The 17598-nt window shown below is 72.8% G+C and carries 14 protein-coding genes and 1 tRNA gene; 8 read left to right on the top strand and 7 right to left on the bottom strand.

What is annotated here, in order from left to right:
* Positions 1–134 precede the first annotated feature (134 nt).
* From I3F58_RS01005 to I3F58_RS01015, 3 genes are all read left to right on the top strand, one after another.
* Positions 135–235: transfer RNA gene (locus I3F58_RS01005), tRNA-Arg, on the top strand.
* A 545-nt stretch (positions 236–780) separates the two neighbouring features.
* The gene (locus I3F58_RS01010) at positions 781–1068 is read left to right on the top strand and encodes a hypothetical protein (protein WP_240106187.1); all 288 of its coding nucleotides are present in this window, start codon (positions 781–783) and stop codon (positions 1066–1068) included.
* Positions 1069–1256: 188 nt separating this feature from the next.
* The gene (locus I3F58_RS01015) at positions 1257–2087 is read left to right on the top strand and encodes an RNA methyltransferase (protein ID WP_240106188.1); all 831 of its coding nucleotides are present in this window, start codon (positions 1257–1259) and stop codon (positions 2085–2087) included.
* Positions 2088–2567: 480 nt separating this feature from the next.
* Here the strand turns inward: I3F58_RS01015 and I3F58_RS01020 are convergent, their stop codons facing one another.
* Positions 2568–3491 carry an NAD(P)/FAD-dependent oxidoreductase gene (locus I3F58_RS01020; RefSeq protein ID WP_240106189.1) on the bottom strand — a complete coding sequence of 308 codons (924 nt, stop codon included), beginning with the start codon at positions 3489–3491 and terminating at the stop codon, positions 2568–2570.
* Positions 3492–3587: 96 nt separating this feature from the next.
* Between I3F58_RS01020 and I3F58_RS01025 the strand changes: the two genes are divergently transcribed.
* Together I3F58_RS01025 and I3F58_RS01030 are read left to right on the top strand one after the other, a co-directional pair.
* Positions 3588–4268, top strand: coding sequence for a cyclopropane-fatty-acyl-phospholipid synthase family protein (locus tag I3F58_RS01025; RefSeq protein WP_240106190.1), 681 nt, complete (start codon positions 3588–3590; stop codon positions 4266–4268).
* Positions 4269–4312: 44 nt separating this feature from the next.
* Complete coding sequence (locus tag I3F58_RS01030) at positions 4313–4918, top strand: TetR/AcrR family transcriptional regulator (protein ID WP_240106191.1); 606 nt, start codon at positions 4313–4315, stop codon at positions 4916–4918.
* A 192-nt stretch (positions 4919–5110) separates the two neighbouring features.
* Here the strand turns inward: I3F58_RS01030 and I3F58_RS01035 are convergent, their stop codons facing one another.
* The 4 genes from I3F58_RS01035 to I3F58_RS01050 all read right to left on the bottom strand — a co-directional run bounded on the left by I3F58_RS01035 (position 5111) and on the right by I3F58_RS01050 (position 12336).
* Complete coding sequence (locus I3F58_RS01035; protein ID WP_240106192.1) at positions 5111–6895, bottom strand: hypothetical protein; 1785 nt, start codon at positions 6893–6895, stop codon at positions 5111–5113.
* A gap of 85 nt (positions 6896–6980) precedes the next feature.
* The gene (locus tag I3F58_RS01040; protein ID WP_240106193.1) at positions 6981–9137 is read right to left on the bottom strand and encodes a DUF11 domain-containing protein; all 2157 of its coding nucleotides are present in this window, start codon (positions 9135–9137) and stop codon (positions 6981–6983) included.
* 129 nt (positions 9138–9266) lie between these two features.
* The gene (locus I3F58_RS01045; protein ID WP_240106194.1) at positions 9267–11030 is read right to left on the bottom strand and encodes a DUF11 domain-containing protein; all 1764 of its coding nucleotides are present in this window, start codon (positions 11028–11030) and stop codon (positions 9267–9269) included.
* A gap of 898 nt (positions 11031–11928) precedes the next feature.
* A complete protein-coding gene (locus I3F58_RS01050; protein WP_240106195.1) occupies positions 11929–12336 on the bottom strand; it encodes a MerR family transcriptional regulator in 408 nt (135 codons plus the stop codon).
* Between the two features lie 246 nt (positions 12337–12582).
* Here I3F58_RS01050 and I3F58_RS01055 point away from each other — a divergent pair, with 246 nt between their 5' ends.
* Positions 12583–14088 carry a SulP family inorganic anion transporter gene (locus tag I3F58_RS01055; RefSeq protein WP_240106196.1) on the top strand — a complete coding sequence of 502 codons (1506 nt, stop codon included), beginning with the start codon at positions 12583–12585 and terminating at the stop codon, positions 14086–14088.
* A 223-nt stretch (positions 14089–14311) separates the two neighbouring features.
* A complete protein-coding gene (locus I3F58_RS01060; protein WP_240106197.1) occupies positions 14312–15307 on the top strand; it encodes a helix-turn-helix transcriptional regulator in 996 nt (331 codons plus the stop codon).
* A 223-nt stretch (positions 15308–15530) separates the two neighbouring features.
* Here the strand turns inward: I3F58_RS01060 and I3F58_RS01065 are convergent, their stop codons facing one another.
* Together I3F58_RS01065 and I3F58_RS01070 are read right to left on the bottom strand one after the other, a co-directional pair.
* Positions 15531–15791 carry a hypothetical protein gene (locus tag I3F58_RS01065; protein WP_240106198.1) on the bottom strand — a complete coding sequence of 87 codons (261 nt, stop codon included), beginning with the start codon at positions 15789–15791 and terminating at the stop codon, positions 15531–15533.
* Positions 15788–17047 carry an amidohydrolase gene (locus I3F58_RS01070; protein ID WP_240106327.1) on the bottom strand — a complete coding sequence of 420 codons (1260 nt, stop codon included), beginning with the start codon at positions 17045–17047 and terminating at the stop codon, positions 15788–15790. Before I3F58_RS01070 ends, I3F58_RS01065 begins: the two co-directional genes overlap by 4 nt.
* Positions 17048–17333: 286 nt before the next feature.
* On the opposite strand from I3F58_RS01070, the gene I3F58_RS01075 reads away from it, so the two are divergent.
* The gene (locus tag I3F58_RS01075; protein ID WP_149184560.1) at positions 17334–17507 is read left to right on the top strand and encodes a thiazolylpeptide-type bacteriocin; all 174 of its coding nucleotides are present in this window, start codon (positions 17334–17336) and stop codon (positions 17505–17507) included.
* Positions 17508–17598 lie beyond the last annotated feature (91 nt).

Below are 17598 nucleotides of genomic sequence, written 5' to 3' on the forward strand. Positions count from 1 at the left end.
GGGGCCGCGCAGCCTGGCGTGTTGCAGGACCTCTGATGCCCACCGTGTCGTGGCGGGGCCGCAACGCGAGGGACTCCAGCACAGAATGACATCTAAAGAGACATTCCATTTTCACGGGACATGCGCGGGACCGAGCCCCTGGCATAGCGTCAGCTAAGCCGCTGACCTGGGAAGACGTCGGGAATGCCGACGGCCTCCGGAGCCGTGTGCGCAGGTTCGAATCCTGCCGGGGGCACTCCTGCTCGTACAGCGTGATCAACCCGCTGGCCAGCGAGAGTGCGAAACACAGAGACCCGGACTCAGTCCCACTGAGTCCGGGTCTCTGTCATTGAGTCGCCGATCGCGAGTGAGTGGCGAGTGAGAGCCGGAGGGTGCTGGCGCCTGTCGCTCGCCCAGACCCCCACCCCCGCAGGGCGTCGGCGTAGTCGGCGGGCGCCCGTTTCGTGATCACGTGAGCTGAAGGAGGGCGAGCGTACGGTTCCCTGCTCACGGAACGTTGTTCGGAGTTGTCGTGTCTGTCGGCACCGCCGGGTGGAGCGAGCCGACTGCGCTAGGAGCAGTACCGGGAGCCGGCCTATCTCCAGGCGCGTCGGAGGCATCACCGGGCACAGAGGCGTTCGCTGCCTGACGGGCTGTGGGGTCGCCCGGCGAGCGGGGATCCGGCGACTTGGCCGGGGTTGCCCTATGCGTTGCTCTTCCTGGAGCGGTAAGCGAGATACCCGCGGGAGTGGACGCAGCATGCGAAGGCGTGGGGTACGAAGCAGAGTCTTGTCCGGGAACATGGCCCTGGTTCACCAGGAGGAGGCGATCAGGGCGAAGCTCACCGATCTGGTCGAGATCGTCGTCCTCCGCGCGTATCACTGCAAGGACCGCGAATACGTGCGGGTTGCCCGGGCTGTTGACAGCGCCGACCTGGGCGGCAGGCTGGATCGTGCGGTCGGTTCGGACAGCCCGTGGGCCCGGTGCCAGGCAGGCTGTGTGCTCTGCCTCCTTGACCGCCCTGACATGCCGAACACGCCTCATGTCTGGCGGGCCTGGGTGGCGGGCAGGGCTGCGGCGTTGATGTGACCTGGGGGCGGTGCCGTGGGAGGTCCCGTGATCATGGAGTGCTCTACGCCCTGGCGACCTGCCTGGTGCGAGGCCCGGTTCTTCGCTTCCGGATTCGGGGGCGTCCGAGGCCGTGTAGCCTGCTGGCGGCTCGGTGATCTTCATCTGGAACCGCCGGGTCCACAACGGTTGTCTGCCTTGGGGGACGGGTGTCGGTACAGCGGATCACGACCCGCAACGCCCGTTTCCAGCAGCTTCAGACGCTGCTCCACAACCGCGCCAAGCGAGGTCGGGCGAGGGAGTTCCTGGTCCAGGGTGTGCGGCCGATCACGATGGCCGTGGAACACGGATGGACGATCCGTGCCGTGCTGTACGACGCCGACCGCCCGCTCTCGCGCTGGGCCGAGGACCTGATGCGGGGAGTCGGTGCCGAGCGGGTCGCGGTGGCCCCGAAGCTCCTCGCCGAGCTGAGCGAGAAGTCCGACGGGGCGGCGGAGGTCCTGGCCGTGGTCGGGATGCCGCCGGACAGCCTGTCGCGAATCGAGATCCACGACGCCTTCCTCGGGCTGCTCTTCGACCGGCCGACGCAGCCCGGCAACATCGGAAGCATCATGCGGTCGGCCGACGCTTTCGGGGCCGACGGTCTCGTCGTCACGGGGCATGCCGCCGACCCGTACGACCCCAAGTCGGTGCGTGCCTCCACGGGGTCCTTCTTCTCCGTACCCGTGGTCCGCAGTCCTTCGCATCACGACGTCATGGAGTGGGTCGGGAAGGCCCGCGCCCAGGGGCGGCCGGTCAGCGTCGTCGGCACGGACGAGAACGGTGATGCCGACGTCTCCGCGTTCGACCTGACCCGGCCGGTCCTGCTGCTCATCGGCAACGAGACCGCGGGCCTCAGCTCCGCCTGGCGCGAGCTGTGCGACCACACGATCAGCATTCCGATGACGGGGTCGGCCAGTTCGCTGAACGCGTCGAACGCCGCCTCCGTCGTGCTGTACGAGGCCCGTCGGCAGCGCCTGGCGCGGCAGCGGTCGGTGTGACGGCCGCGGTCACCTCCGGCCGCCTCCGCTGACGCTCCCCTCCGCGGGCGGCATGCGGGATGTCCCCGCCGGGCCGCGGTACCGTCCCGGCTCCCGGGGGCGGTCTGCCGAGGCCTCGGCGACCACGGTGGGGCCGGGCTCGGCTGCTGTGACTCGCGGTGGGCGCTTCGGCCTTCGAACCCGGCACGGCACGCCCCTCCTGCTCCTGATGGTCCGGGAGGGGGCGGAACTCCTGTGGCGAAGGGCCGCTCCTCACCTTCGGGCTCCGCCCGCTCGGCCGCGTCGTGGACGACCGCCGCATCGTCGTCGCGCCCGCGCGGGAGCCGCCGTCCGCCCCGGCTCGTGGGCGGACGGCGGCTCCCGGAGCCCGGGCCGTTCACTCCCGCCGGGCGGCCGGGCGGCGGAGCGCCTCGGCCACGGCACGGCCCGCGGCGCGCCGCGGTCGTCGGCGGAGCGGCGCCGGCCGCGCGGGTCCCGGGCTCAGCGGAGGCCGGCGAAGTGGATCGCGTCGGCCGCGGCGGATCCGGCGGTGACGGCGGGGACGGCGCCCTGTTCCCAGGTCCTTCCCGTGAGGTCGCCGGCGGCGTAGAGGCCGGGAATGCTGGTCTGGCGGCCGTCGTCCACGGTGACGTAGCCGTCGCTCAGGGCGAGGCCGTGTTCCGCGGCCAGGCGCTCGACGAGCGGGACCTGCCGCTGCGGCAGCGGCCACAGCAGGGTCTGGCGTTCCAGGAGGGTGCCGTCGGCCAGCTCCACGGCGTGCAGGTCGCCGTCGGTGTGGTGCAGGCGGACGATCTCGCCCTGGACGAGGTCGCTGCCCTGCTCGCGCAGGCTCCGGCGCAGTGCGTCGGCGCCGGGCAGCGAGGGCGGGGCGATGGCGACGGTGTCACCGGTCCAGGCGCGGAAGGCGGTGGCGGCCATGCCGAGGTAACCGGGTTCGTCGGAGACCAGGGCCCAGGTACGGTCGGCGTTCTCCTCGCCGATGCAGAAGGGGCAGTGGATCACCGTGCGGCCCCAGCACGCGGCGAAGCCCTCCACGCCCTCGGGGTGCTGGTCGACGACCCCGGTGGCCAGGACGACGTTACGGGCCCAGGCGGCGGTCCCGTCGTCCGTACGCACGGTGAAACCGTCGCCGGGCAGCGGGGTGATCTCGCCGACCGTGGCGTCGAGCCGCGTGGCCAGCCCGTAGCGGTCCAGCTCCTCCCAGGCGCGGGAGCGCAGCTCGTCGGGGGTGGCGCCCTCCAGGCCGATCAGGCCGTGCACACCGCGGGAAGCGGCGTTCCGCGGCGGGGCGGGGGACTCGATCACCAGTGAGCGGCAGCGGTACCGGGTCAGGGTCAGCGCGGCGGTCAGTCCGGCGGGCCCGCCGCCGATGATCACGGTGTCGTACTGGGCGGTGGGGTTCATGGGATGCCTCCGAAGGGACTTGACGGATTTGAATGACCAGCGGTCATACTACTGACCAACGGTCATTCGACCGATCCCATTCCCACTGGAGGAAATGTGACCCACACCACCGGCCACGCCTGCGGCACGCAGGACGGCGACCACACCCACGGACCCGGGGCCGCCTCGTACCCGGACTTCGAGTGGGACGACCTCTACGCCGGCGACGGCAGCGACACCGCCGACCCGGACCCGACGCTCCTCGCCCCCGCCGACGGCCTCCCGCCGGGCAGGGCCCTGGACCTGGGCTGCGGCGCCGGGGGCAACGCCCTCGCGCTCGCCGAACGCGGCTGGCGCGTCACCGGAGTGGACCTCGCGCCCCGCGCCGTCGCCTCCACCCGGGCCAGTGCCTGCGCCCGCGGCCTGGACGACCGGGTCGATCTCGTCGTCGCCGACAGCGCCCTCTGGCAGCCCGAGACCGCCTACGGCTTCGCCCTCAGCTCCTACGCGCTGCCGCCCCGCGGTCCCGCCCGCACCGCCACCCTGGCCACTCTGGCCACCGCCCTCGCCCCGGGCGGGGTGCTGGCCCTCGGCGAGTGGGACGAGGAGGCCTGCGACTGGGGAGAGCCCGGCGACCTGGCCACGCTCACCGAGCTGACCGAGGCCTTCACCGGTCTCGGCCTGGAGATCGTCCGTGCCGAGCGGCGGGTCGTACCACGGATCCAGCACCCCAGCGAGGACCACGCGGTGATCGTCGTGGCCCGCAGGCCGCATGACACCCTGGAGGCCACCGGCTGACCGGCCACCGGCCGGCCGGTCACCCCGACGACCTTGGAGGGACCGTGCCCGCGGACCAGTCCGCCCCCGCCCAGCCCACCGGCCGCTTCCAGCCCCCGGACGTCCGCCGCCGCCAGATCCTCGACGCGACGGCCGCCCTGCTCCTGGAGGACGGCTACGAAGCGCTGACCGTCAGCAAGGTCGCCGCCCGCGCCGGGGTCGCCAAGGGCACGGTCTACCTCTACTTCGACTCCAAGCAGGAGCTCCTGGCCGCCCTCCAGGGCGAGATGTGGGACCGCATGCTCCAGCGGCCCGCCGCTCTGCTGAAGGAGCCGGACCTCACCTGGACCGAACGCCTGGACGGCCTCGTAGCCGCCTGGATCGCCGCCGAGCAGGACCACCACGAGCTCTACCACCGGCTCTTCCACGAGCACGGCGGCGCCACCGGCGAGGAACCCATGACCGCCGCCCGCGACCTGCTCGTCACCCTCCTGGAGGAAGGCCACGCGGCGGGGGAGTTCGACGTCGCCGACCCCCGGCTCACCGCCGACTTCCTCACCCACGCCTACACCGGCCCCTGCCACCACACCCGGACCGGCACCGACATCACCGCCGCCGTCCAGGCCCTCTTCCGCCGCGTCGTCGCCGCCCGCCCGCCCGGCCGGCCGTAAAGCCCTCGCGCCTTCCCGTGTGACCGGCCGGTCTCCGCGAGCCGGGCGTGCGGCGGGGTGAGGGTCCGGCAGGCGTGCCGCCGCGGGCGCGGAGGAGACCGCCGACGGCCTGCGGGCGGTCGGCCCCGGCCCGTCCGGCGAGGCAGCCGTTCACGCCGGGCCGGCGCAGGCCGTCGGCCCGCCCGGCGGGCCTCAGCCGCCCGCCTCGGCCTTCTTGGCGAGCGCCAGGTCGGCCTTCGCTCCGCTGACCCCGCCGGGCGGGCCGACGGCGGCGCTGGTGTTGTTGCCGGGATCCGGATCGGCCTCACGCGCGGTGGCGGTGACGGTGTTCCGCACGTCGCTGCCGTCCCCTTCGTACGCGGGGTCGAGCCGGACCTCGATGGTCCAGGTCACGGACTCCCCGACCGCGAGGGCGCTCTTCTGCGGGCAGGTGACGGTCCGGCCGTCGGCCGTGCAGCCGTCGGGCGAGGCCAGGAAGGCGAGCCCGGCCGGGAGGGTGTCCGTCACGGAGACGCCGGTGGCGTCGGCAGGGCCCCTGTTGACGGCCGTCAGGGTGTACCGGAACGTCTCGCCGGGGGCCACCGGCCCCTCTCCCACCGCCTTCTTCTCGGCGGCGATGTCGGCGGGACCCTGCGTCACGGTGGTCGTGGCGGAGGCCGCGTTGTCGGCCGGGTCGAGGTCGGTCCGGTCCGCGGGCGGGGTGACGGTCGCGGTGTTGGTGAGCGTGGCCGGGGAGGCCGGGGCGGTGCCGGTGACGGTGTAGGTCGCGGAGCCGCCGCGCGCCAGATCGACGGTGGTGTCCAGCGGGCCCGTGCCGGAGGCCGCACCACAGGCGCTGCCGGCGGTGGACACGCAGGTCCAGGTGACGCCGGTCAGTCCGGGTACGGCATCGCGGACGCGGGCGGCGGTGACACTGTTGGTCCGGTCGTTGCTCACTCGGACCGTGTACGTGACCCTGCCGGAGCCGGCCGGGACCGAGGCCGGTGAGCCGGTCTTGGCGAGCGACAGGTCGACGGGGACGTTGACCTTGAGATCGCCGATGTCGTGGTTGTTGGTGGCACCACCGGTGGAGGCCGAGAAGCCGATCTTGAGCGTCGACGGAAGCGCGGGCTGGTCGGTGATCCGCGTGACGTCGTAGTCGGTGATCAGCTTCTGCATCGTGGTGCCGGGTCCGGTGTCGGACCAGACGGAGAGCAAAACCTGCCCGTCCTCAGGGCGGACGAGTACCCGGACCGTGCGGTAGTCCCCCTGCCCCGCGGTCTCGACGGTGCCGCCGGGCCCGGCGGCGGAGGTGGCGTACCGGTAGCCGGTCGTCCCGTTGCCGCCGCCTCGGATCACCACACGGTCCGACGCCTGCCCCGGCCCGCCGTTCCCCACCAGAGCGCTGGAGAAGTTGCCGTACTCGTCGAAACCGATGCCGAGGTAGGCCCCGGGAAGCCCCCTGTCCTGACAGGGGTTGCCGAACCAGCCGGAGCTCCTGCGCGAGCAGGCGTAGCCCAGCGCTCCGCCGAACTGGCCGACTCCGTCGGCCGCCGTACCGTCCGCGAGGAAGAACGCCAGGCCGTCGCCCCGACGGCCCGCGTGGGCCTGACCGCCCCAGGAGGCGTAGGTGAACTCGGCCAGGAAGCCGAGGCTTGAGGAGAAGGGGTCGCTCATCCTCCAACTGCCCGCCTGGCTGGTGGCGGTGCTGGTCAGCCGGAGCCAGCCGTCCTTCACATAGGCGGCGCCGCCGGAGGTGGTGCCGATGCCGTCGGAACCGTCGAACGGCTCGTGCACGGGGAAACGGGCCTCCGCCGCCCGGGCGGCGGGCGGCGCGCCGTGGTGCGCGACGCCCTCGGCGGGGCCGGGGCGGGAGCTCCGTGCGGGGGCCGCGGCGGTCAGGGCGGCGGCTGTGAGGGCCGCGGTGCACAGCGCCGCCAGGATGCGGGGCCACCGCGCGTTCCGTCCGCGCGGTCTGGGTCCTGAGGTGTTCTCCACGTTGAAACCGTTTCCTCGCCGGGAGCCCCGGCCGGTTTCCCGGCCGGGGCTGTCGGGTGCGCGATCGCTGATCCGCTGTCGCCCGTCAGTCCCGCCCGAAGGTGCGGGACGTGGTGGCCGTGGTCGCTGCCTCCTTCTTCTCGTGGGCCTCCTTGTCCACTTCGAGGTCGGCCTTCGCCTCGTCGACCCGGCTGCCGGGCACACCGGTCACGGTGCTGGAGTCGTTGCCGCTGTCCGGGTCCGCCGTCGCGGAGGAGACGGTGGCGGTGTTGACGATGTCGTCGCCGTTCCCGGTGTAGTCGGGGGCCAGCTTCGCCCAGATGATCCAGGTCTTGGACTCGTCCGGTCCGAGCGTGGCCTCGGGCCCACAGGTGACCGTCCTTCCGACGGCGGTGCAGCCGCTCGCCGAGCGGTCGAAGGTGAGGTTCTCCGGCAGGGTGTCGGTCGCCCTGACCTGCTTCGCCTCGGACGGGCCGTCGTTGGTGACGGTGATCTCGTACGGGAAGGACTCGCCCGGTGAGACCGGTGTGTCACTGCCGAGCCGCTTGTCGGCTCTCAGGTCGGCACGGGGGTCGCCGGACTCGCCGCCGGGCAGCGGCGCGGTGCTGGTGTCGTTGCCGTCGTTGGGGTCGATGTTCTCGGCCGTGACCGTGGCGCTGTTGACGATCTCGGTTCCGTCTCCCGTGTAGGACGGGTCGAGCTTGACCGTCAGCAGGTACTGCACCTGTTCGCCGACCTTGAGCGGCGTGCTCCTGGCACAGCGGACGGCGTCGCCGTCGAAGGTGCAGCCGGACGGGCGGGACGAGACGTAGGTGAGTTCCTCGGGCAGCTTGTCGGTGAGGGTCACACTGTGGGCGTCGGAGGACGGGCCGTCGTTGGAGACGGTGATGAGGTACTGGAACTCCTCGCCGGGAACGGGCGGGGTGTCGCCCACCGGTTCCTTGGTCACGGCGAGGTCCGCGGTGGGCGGGTTGACCCTGTCGCCGGGCGGGCCCGCCGGCTCGCTGGTGTTGTTGGTCTCGTCGGGATCGGCCGTCTCGGAGGTGACGGTCGCGATGTTCTGGATGTCCGAACCGTCTCCGGTGTAGCCGGAGTCCAGCCTCACCGTGAAGATCCAGGTCCTGGAGGCCCCCGGGTCCAGGGTGGGCTCGGTGCCGCAGCTGACCCGCTGTGCGAGGGCCGTGCAGCCGTCGTCGGAGGACTCGAAGGACAGCCCCTGCGGCAGGGCGTCGGTGACGCTGACGCTCTCGGCGCGGGAGGGTCCGTCATTGGTGACGCGTACCGCGTACTGGAAGGTCTCGCCGGGGGACACGGGGGTGTCCGTGACGGTGGTCTTGTCGATGCTCAGGTCCGCCTCGGGCGTGCCGACCCTGGGGTAGACCTGGTCGGAGGTGTTGTTGCGCCGGTCCGGGTCGGGGGTGTCGGAGCCCGCTGTGGCGGTGTTGGGCAGGTCCTTGCCGTCACCGGTGTACGACGGGTCGAGCTGGACCCTGAACGTCCAGCTCGCCGATGCGCCGGGGGCGAGTACCGGTTCCGGGCCGCAGGTGACCTTCTGCTGCGACTCGGTGCACTCGTCGTCGGAGGACACGTAGTTCAGGAGGTCCGGGAGGGTGTCCGTGGCCTTGACGTTCCGGGCGTCGGAGAGCCCCCTGTTGGTGACGGTGACCGTGTACGCGAACTCCTCGCCGGGTGCCACGGCTTCGGTCTGCACCACGGTCTTGGTGGCGACCAGGTCGGCCTCGGGGTCGAAGGGGCCGGGCGGGACGACGGGTTCGTTGGTGTTGTCGTCCTCGTCGGGGTCGGTGGCGTCCGATTCCGTCACGGCCGCGTTGCCCAGATCGTCACCGGTGCCGTCGTAGGAGGGGCTGAGCCGGGCGACGAACGTCCAGGTCCTGGTGCTGCCGACCGCCAGCTCCGGCTCCGGGCCGCAGGTCACCTTCTGGCCGACGGCCGTACAGCCGTCCTCCGAGGATTCGAAGGTGATGTCCGCGGGGAGCGTGTCGGTCGCGGTGACGTTCTTCGCCACCGACGGGCCCTTGTTCGTCACCGTGAGGGTGTACGTGATGAGCCCGCCGGGCGGGACCGCCCGGCCCGCGCCGGACGGCGCGGCCGAGTGCGCGGAGGTCACGTCGAGCCGCGGCGGCAGTGCCGTCGCGGCCGGGGCGGCGGCCCAGAGCGGCAGCGCGCAGGCGATCGCACCCGCCAGCCAAGGCAGTGGCCTCCAGGGTCTCCTTGTTGCCATCGGCATCGCTTCCTGTTCTCTCCGCCCCGGCCCGGGTGGCCGGTGCACGCGTGGGGAAGGGTGTGGAGCAGCCGCACCGGCCGTGCGGCCGTCGGTCACGGCCGCCCGCCCGGCCCGGCGCCCGGGCGCTCAGGCCCGGCGCCGGCGTACGAGGACCACCAGCCCGCTGCCTGCGGCCAGCGCCAGCCCCGCCGTCCAGGGCAGCCACCCGGGCACCCCGCTCCCGGTGTCCGGGAGGGTGTGGTCGTGGTCGTGGTCGTGGTCGTGGTGTGTGGGTGACGGCGAAGGTCCGGGCCGTGGGCGGACGGGCACGCCGCAGTCGCCCGTCTCGCCGGGCGTCGTCTTCCCGACGGTGGCGGCGTTGTTCCCGGTATCCGGGTCGTGCACGGCGGAGGACGCCCTCGCGGTGTTGTCGACCGCGGCGCAGTCGCCGTCGAAGTCCCGGGCGAGCCGTACGGTGAAGCGGTATTCGGCCGTCTGCCCGGGGGCGAGGCTGCCGGAGCCGCCGCAGGTGACCGTGGCGCCCTCGGCCGAGCAGCCGTCGGACGAACCGGCGTAGGAGAGGGCCCGGGGGAGCGGATCGGTGACGGTGACGTCCCGGGCGGTGGAGGGCCCCTCGTTCCGTACCGTCATCACGTAGGCGTAGGTCTCGCCGGGGGTGGCCGCGTCGGCGCCGTCGGGAAGCTCGTACCGCTTGGCGAGGACGAGGTCGGCCGAGGCCGGGGCCGGACCTCCGCCGTCACCGGGGAGGCCGGTGAGCTCGGTGGTGTTGTTGGACTGGTCCGGATCACCGGTCCTCGCCCCCGTGCGGGCCCGGTTGACCAGGTCGGATCCGTCACCGGTGTAACCGGGGTGCAGTCTGGCCCGGACCGTGAAGACGGCACGCCGACCGGGGCCGAGGACCGCGGTCTCCGGGCAGGTGACGGTCCCGCCGTAGGCGCCGGGTTCTCCCGTGCAGCCGTCCGGGGAGTCCACGAAGGCCAGGCCCTCGGGGAGACGGTCGGTCACCGAGACGCCGACGGCCTGTGAGGGGCCGTGGTTCCGCGCGGTGAGCACGTAGGCGAGGACGGCACCCGGAGCTACCGGGTCCGGGTCGGTGAACTCCTTGGTCACGGCGAGATCGGCCCGTGGGGGCTGCACCTTCCCGTGCGGCGGTCCGGCACCCGGATGAGGGCCGGTGTTGTTGGCCGGGTCCGGGTCGCCGGTGTCCGACGACACCGTCGCCTGGTTGAGGATGTCCGAGCCGTCACCGGTGTAGGCGGGGTCCAGCCGTACGGTGATGGTCCACGAGGCGGTCTCCCCCGGATCCAGTGTCACCACCGGACCGCAGGTCACCCTGCGCCCCTCGGCCGTGCAGCCGTCCTTCGAGCCCACGAACGACAGGGCCGGGGGGAGTTCGTCGGCGGCGGTGGCGTTTCTCGCCTGGGCCGGGCCGTGGTTGACGACGGTGATCCTGTAGTCGTACGTCTCACCGGGGGCCACGTCACGGGGCAGCACAGGGCTGAGGGCCGCCAGGTCCGCCCGTCCGGGGAACCGCTGGGGCCGGTCCGCTCCCGCCGTGCCCCGCGGCCCCTCCGCCCCGCCCTGCTCCTCTTCCTCGCGCGGCTCCTCGCGTGTCTCCCGCTCTTCCGCGCGCGGCTCCCCGGTCCGCGCTTCCGTGCCCCCGTCGGGGCAGTCGTCCGGCGCCTCCTGACGGGACGTCGGAACCGGAGCCTCGTGGGGGCAGCCGCTCCCCCGCCCCTCCAGCGGCGGGGCGAGCGTCGCGGACGCGGGAAGGGCCGTCGCTCCGGCGAGAACCACACCCACCAGGACACCCGGAAGCGTGTGCGCAGCCCTGCGCCGCACACCGGCGTCCGCGGCTCCGTCCCGCGCCGCCTTGAGACCGCTCGCCATGAAGGGCCCTCGCTCTCCCGCAGGGGGCTGACCGGCCCCGCGTTCCCTGACGATCTGTTACTCATATTTATGTACACGTCTGTGCAGACCGCGACATTTCGTCATACTCCAATCGGTGCCGCAGCGCGGCCCACGGAGTCCCGCCAAGGGGCACGGGGGGATACCGGCGCGGGTCCGGGCCAAGGCCCGGTGCGGAGTGGCCGACACCTTCACCGGCCTGACGGTTCGACGGCACGGTCACCGCGAGGTCGGCCACCGGGCTCACCGGCACGGCGTAGGTGCGGGCGGCTGCCGAGGCAGGACCGGGCCGGCCTCCGCCCGCGGACACCCTCCCGCCCCCTCCGCCGCACGAGGGCGCAGGGGCTCGCGGGCACGCCGGCCGGCCCACGGGACGAGGGGGCGTGCCGTGCGACGGGCCCTCCGGCCGGGAGCCGGCCCGGGAGCAGACGGGCCCCGGCCGGGAGCAGACCCGGGAGCCGTCACCGGAGAGGCGGCAGCACCCCGGCCGCACCCGGCCGCCCGACCGCTCCCCGCCGGACGGACACGCGCAGCCGCCCGGCAGCGCCGATACGGCGCCACCCGCTCGTGGACCGCCGCCCACTGAGGGGCGCTTCGCACCGCGCCCCCGGAGCCGTGGCCGCGGAGCGGCCTCCCACCGGGGCGGGATTGCGTCACGGCCGGTGGAGGCATGACGCGGGAGGCCGCCCGGCACTCCCGGGTCCACGGGGGCGCCGCGGCCGAGCCTCCACAGCCAGTCCGGGCCGGACCGGCCTGGCACGGCCGCTCGCCCGGGCGCACCCCTCCGCCGGGCACGGGGCATCGGCCCGGCCGCCCCGTCGGGCACGGAGCCGGGCCGTCCCCCGCGGGCGTCACCGCCCGCGCACGGCCCGGCCTGCCGTCAGGCGGTCTCGTCGAGTTTGCGGTGGAGGGTGGCGGCGAAGTCCTCCGCGGCCAGGAGCTGGGCACGGAGCTTCTCGCAGCGGGCCTCGGCGACCTTCTGGTAGGAGTCGAGGCGTTCACGGAGGCGGGTGCGTTCGGCTCCGGCGGGGGGCGTGTCGGGTGCGGCCAGGCGGTCGACGATGCCGAGGAGCTCGCGCATCTCGTCGAGGGAGAAGTCCAGCGGCTTCATGCGGCGGATCACCATCAGCCGGTCGACGTCGGTCTCGGTGTAGAGGCGGAAACCGCCCTTGCTGCGGGCGGAGGGGGTGACAAGGCCCACGTCCTCGTAGTGGCGGATCGTGCGGAGCGACAGACCGGTCCTCTCGGCAACCTCACCGATCTGCATCTGCCGCCGCTGGTCCACCATCGCCCGCTGTCTCCGTCCCCTGTTGCGCCCACCCGGAGAGTGACTTGGATCACAAGCCCGAGCGTGCCGTTTACCTGCATTTCACAAGCCGCAAGTCGCACTCTGCCCTCACGTCAGGGTAGAGTCGTGGATCTACGGCTTCCGGGCAATGATGCCCGACCGGCGGCCCACCGGCCGCCACTCCCACCGGCAGGGCCCCCGTCGAGGTCGGGCCGCCGGGGACTCCCCCCGAACAGAAACGGTTGCATGTCCTCACCGCTGTCCGCCGCTCCCCGGCAGTCCAAGCTGTCCAGGCCCGACTGGCTCGCCTCCCCCAAGGTCTTCCGCACCGAGGTTCTGGCGGGGCTGGTGGTGGCGCTCGCCCTGATCCCCGAGGCGATCTCGTTCTCGATCATCGCCGGTGTCGACCCGGCGATCGGCCTGTTCGCGTCGTTCACGATGGCCGTCGTCATCTCGGTCGTCGGTGGCCGAAAGGCCATGATCTCCGCGGCGACCGGCGCGATAGCCCTGGTCATCGCCCCGCTGAACCACCAGTACGGCCTCGGCTACCTGATCGGCGCCGTCATCCTCGGCGGACTGATCCAGATCGCCCTGGGCGCGCTCGGCGTGGCCAAGCTGATGCGGTTCATCCCGCGCAGCGTCATGGTCGGCTTCGTCAACGCGCTCGCCGTTCTGATCTTCATGGCCCAGGTGCCGGAGATGAAGGACGTGCCGTGGATCGTCTATCCGCTGATCCTCGGCGGTCTGCTGATGATGGTGTTCTTCCCGAAGCTCACCACCGTCGTGCCCGCGCCGCTGGTCTCCATCGTGATCCTCACCGTCATCACCGTCGGTGCCGGGCTGGCCGTGCCGACCGTCGGCGACAAGGGCGAGCTGCCCTCCTCGCTGCCCGTGCCGGGGCTGCCCGACGTGCCGTTCACGCTCGACACGCTGGCCGTCATCGCCCCGTACGCCCTCGCCTTCGCGCTGGTCGGGCTCATGGAGTCGCTGATGACGGCCAAGCTGGTCGACGACATCACCGACACCCACTCCAACAAGACCCGCGAGTCCATCGGTCAGGGCGTCGCCAACATCGTCACCGGCTTCTTCGGCGGCATGGGCGGCTGTGCGATGATCGGCCAGACGATGATCAACGTGAAGGTGTCCGGCGCCCGTACGCGACTGTCGACCTTCCTGGCCGGCGCCTTCCTGATGGTGCTGTGCATCGTCTTCGGGCCGGTCGTGTCCGACATCCCGATGGCCGCCCTCGTCGCCGTGATGATCATGGTGTCGGTGGCCACCTTCGACTGGCACTCGGTCCGGCCCAGGACCCTGAAGCGGCTGCCGCTGGGCGAGACGCTCGTCATGGTCGTGACCGTCGCCGTCGTCGTCGCCACCCACAACCTGGCCATCGGCGTCATCGTCGGCTCCCTCACCGCGATGGTGATCTTCGCCAAGCGGGTCGCGCACCTCGCCGAGGTCAGCGGGGTCGTCGACCCCGACGGCAACCAGGTCGTCTACGCGGTCACCGGGGAGCTGTTCTTCGCCTCGTCCAACGACCTCGTCTACCAGTTCGACTACAAGGACGACCCGGACGACGTGGTCATCGACCTGTCCGACGCCCACATCTGGGACGCCTCCTCCGTCGCCGCCCTCGACGCGATAGAGACCAAGTACGCCCAGCGCGGCAAGAAGGTCACCATCATCGGCCTCAACGAGCCCAGCGCCGAGATGCACGACAAGCTGGCCGGGCAGCTCACCGCCGGCCACTGACCCGTCCCCGTGCGAAGAGGACCGCCCCTGCCTGCAGGGGCGGTCCTCTTCGCACGGGGGGATGTCCCGGCGCGGTCCGGAAACCGTCATCACAGGTTCGTGCACGGCAAAGACACAAACCCGATCACTTCACCTACACTTTGGCCGCATCATCCCGGCGGGCGCTGACCGACCATCCGCGTTTTCTTCGCCGGGACTTGGCACGATCGATCTCGGGGGGAAGATGCGCGAGAACGAGATGGCCGTGTTCGGTGTGTCGGCGCAGGAGGAGGAGCTCTACCGGCACTTCCTGCGGAACCCCGGCACCACCGCCGACGACATCCATCTGCTCCTGCACGACAGCCCCGAGCACGCCCGGCGGTGTCTGCGGCGGCTGCGGGACATGGGCTTGCTGCAGTGGGTCGACGGGTGTGACGACAGCGTTGTCTCCCCGGTGGACCCCGAGGTCGCGCTCACCCGGCTGATGGATGCCCGGATGCACGAACTGCACCAGGAGCTGATGCGCGTCACCCGGTCGCGGCACGTCGTGGACGGGCTGCGGGCGGAGCAGGCGACACGGTCGTACGCCGATCCCGGCATCGAGCAGCTGGAGAACCTGAGCGAGATCCGTGACCGGATCGACGATCTCGCGTTCTTCGCGCGGGACGAGATCCTCGCCGTCGAGCCCTACCGCAAGCTCTCCCCCGAGAACATCGCCCGGTCCCGGCCGCTCGACCTGCGGTGTCTGCGGCGCGGGGTGCGGATACGCAACGTCGTCGTACGGGACGTGCTCGACGATCCGGCCACGTCCGACTACCTGCGGGAGCTCGTCGCCCACGGAGCCGAGATACGGGTCTCGGAGAGTACCTCCGAGCGGTTGCTCGTCTACGACCGTGCCACCGCGCTGGTGCCCCTCGATCCCGCCAACACGTCGCGCGGGGCCCTGCTGGCCCGGCGGAGTGGGCTCGTCGCCAACATCATCGCCCTGTTCGAGAAGATCTGGGACGCCTCCGAGGACTTCGAGAAGGCCGACGGCGGGAGCCGGGGCTGCGGGCTGAGCGAGATGGAGCGGCGGGTGCTCGTCGCCATGTGCACCGTCGGCAAGGACGAGGCCGACGCCCGGGAGCTGGGCGTCTCCGTGCGGACCTACCGGCGGCACGTGGCCGAGCTGCTGCAGACCCTGGGCGCGGGGAACCGGGCGCATGCCGCGCTCCTCGCGCGGGAGCGGGGGTGGATCTAGCGGATCCCGGCACCGCGCGTGCCCGGGGCGCGAACGGGCCGCGTCCGGCGGTCCCTTCCCCTGTCCCGCCGCTTCCCGGAGCCGGGGGGCGCCCCCGGACGGCGCTTCTGAGACGGCCCCTGTCCCGAGCGGCCCGGAGGAGCCCGTCGGCACACGCCGGAGGAGCATGGGACGCACCTCACCGAGCCTGTTCCCGGCGCCCGGGCGGCCTCGCGCCCCGGCCTCAGGCCGCCGTTCTCAGGCCGGTCAGTCTCCAGCCCCTCAGCGCGGGGTCCGCGAGGGTCGCGCGTACCGCCCCTCGGGCCGTCGCCTCGTCCGCCGGGGCCGTGAGCGCGATACGCAGGCGGATCCAGTTCGGGCCGATCGCCTCCGTACAGGACCAGTCCGGGGGCAGCAGGGCCAGGAGGCGGACCAGGGTGGTCGCCGAGGCCGGGGCGCGGTCGTCGTCGCGTACCGCCTGCACGTCCAGGTAGCCGGTCGTCACGGGGACGCCTCCTCCAGGGCGTGCAGCGCGGCCGACGTCAGCGCGGCGATGCCGGCCGGGAGGGCCGTCCGTACGTCGGGGGCGAAGCCGGGAGCGTGGTTCGGCGGCACCGGCGGGCCTCCCGCCCGGGCCTCCCGCCACGCGCGGGCGCCCGTCACGCCCAGCAGCCAGTAGGCGAGCGGAACTCCCCCGGAGCCGTACCGGGAGAAGTCCTCCGTGGCCGTCGTCGGCGGGGTGTGGAGCACTCGGTGCGGGCCCAGCACCTGCTGGTGGACGTCTGTCAGCCGTGCTGTCGCCCTGCTGTCGGGGGTCAGCGGGTGCGAGCGGGAGGTCTCCGCGAACTCCGGGGGCCGTGGGCAGGCGGAGGCCTCGCTCTCCGCTCTGATGACGCGCTCCGCGGCCCGCCTCGTCCTGGTGAGGGTCTCGTCGGTGAACGCCCTGATGGAGAGTTTCAGCTCCGCCCTGTCGGGAGTGATGTTGGCGGACTCGCCCGCCCTCAGCGCGCCCACGGTCAGGACCGCCTGTTCCGAGGGCGCGGTCTCGCGCGAGACGACCGACTGGAGACGCACCACGGCTGCCGCCGCGGCCAGCACCGGGTCCGCGGTCAGGTGCGGGGTGCCCGCGTGGCCGCCCCGGCCGTGGATCACCACGTCCAGCGTGACGCTGCCGGACATGAGCGGGGTGCCGGGTGTCGCGTGGGCGACCGTACCCGCCGGGAGCGGGGCCGTGTGCTGGGCGAGCGCCAGGTCGGGCGTGCCGAACCGGTCGTACAGGCCGTCGTCCAGCATGGCCCGCGCACCCGTCAGGGTCTCCTCGGCGGGCTGGCCGACCAGGAGGACGGTGCCGCGCCAGCGGTCCCGCATGCGGGCCAGTTCGCCTGCCGCCCCCGCGACGGCGGCCAGGTGCAGGTCGTGGCCGCACGCGTGCATGACGCCCGGGACGGTGCTCGCGTAGGGGAGGCCGGTCCGCTCGGTCACCGGCAGGGCGTCGAGTTCGGCGCGCAGGAGGACCGTCGGGCCGGGGCCGCCCCGCAGGACGCCCACCACGCCGTGGCCGCCGACCCCGAGCGTGACCGCGCAGCCGTGGCGCGCTAGTTCGGCGGCGAAGCGGTCGGCGGTGCGGTGCTCGGCGCCGGACGGTTCGGGATGGGCGTGCAGGTCGAGGTAGAGCTCCAGGGCGGGGCGCAGGGCCTCGCGCGGGATCGCGGGCAGCGGGGGTGCCGATGGTCCTCCGGCCGTGCCTGGTGTCACGGGGATTCTCCTCGCTGAGGTCTGTACGGGCTCGTCAGGGACGTGGAACGTGGATCTGGCTTCGCTGCGTACGCCTTTGTACGGAGGAGTCTCGGGGACCGGCCGGGCGGCCGGCCTTCGGCCCGCTGTCACCCGGTGTCAGCGGGCTGGCAGTGGACGGCGGGGCCATCTGACAGCGGGCGCGGCTGGAATGGGGGCAGCCCCGGGAGCGCCGCCGGTACGGCCGGCGGGCGCCCGGACGGCCGTTGACCCGTAGCCAGAAGCCAGACAGCCAGCGACCAAGGAGAGCACCATGGCCAAGACCGAGCTTGCCACCCTCGCCGACGAGATCCTGGAGCTGGAGTCGGAGACCTTCGAGATCTCGGACTACTCGGACGCGGTCGAGGTCGTCCTCGCCGGTTCGTGCTCCTCGTCCTCGACCTCCACCTGCTCCAGCACCACCAGCACGACCTCCTGCAGCGCCTGACCCCGGTCCGGCGTCTGCCCGAGCCGCAGCCCCTTCCCCGGCGGACCCCCGTCGCCCGGGAAGGGGCTGCCCCTTGTTGCGGCAGCCCCTC

It is taken from the genome of Streptomyces sp. MUM 203J (genome assembly GCF_022414595.1).
GTDB lineage: Bacteria > Actinomycetota > Actinomycetes > Streptomycetales > Streptomycetaceae > Streptomyces.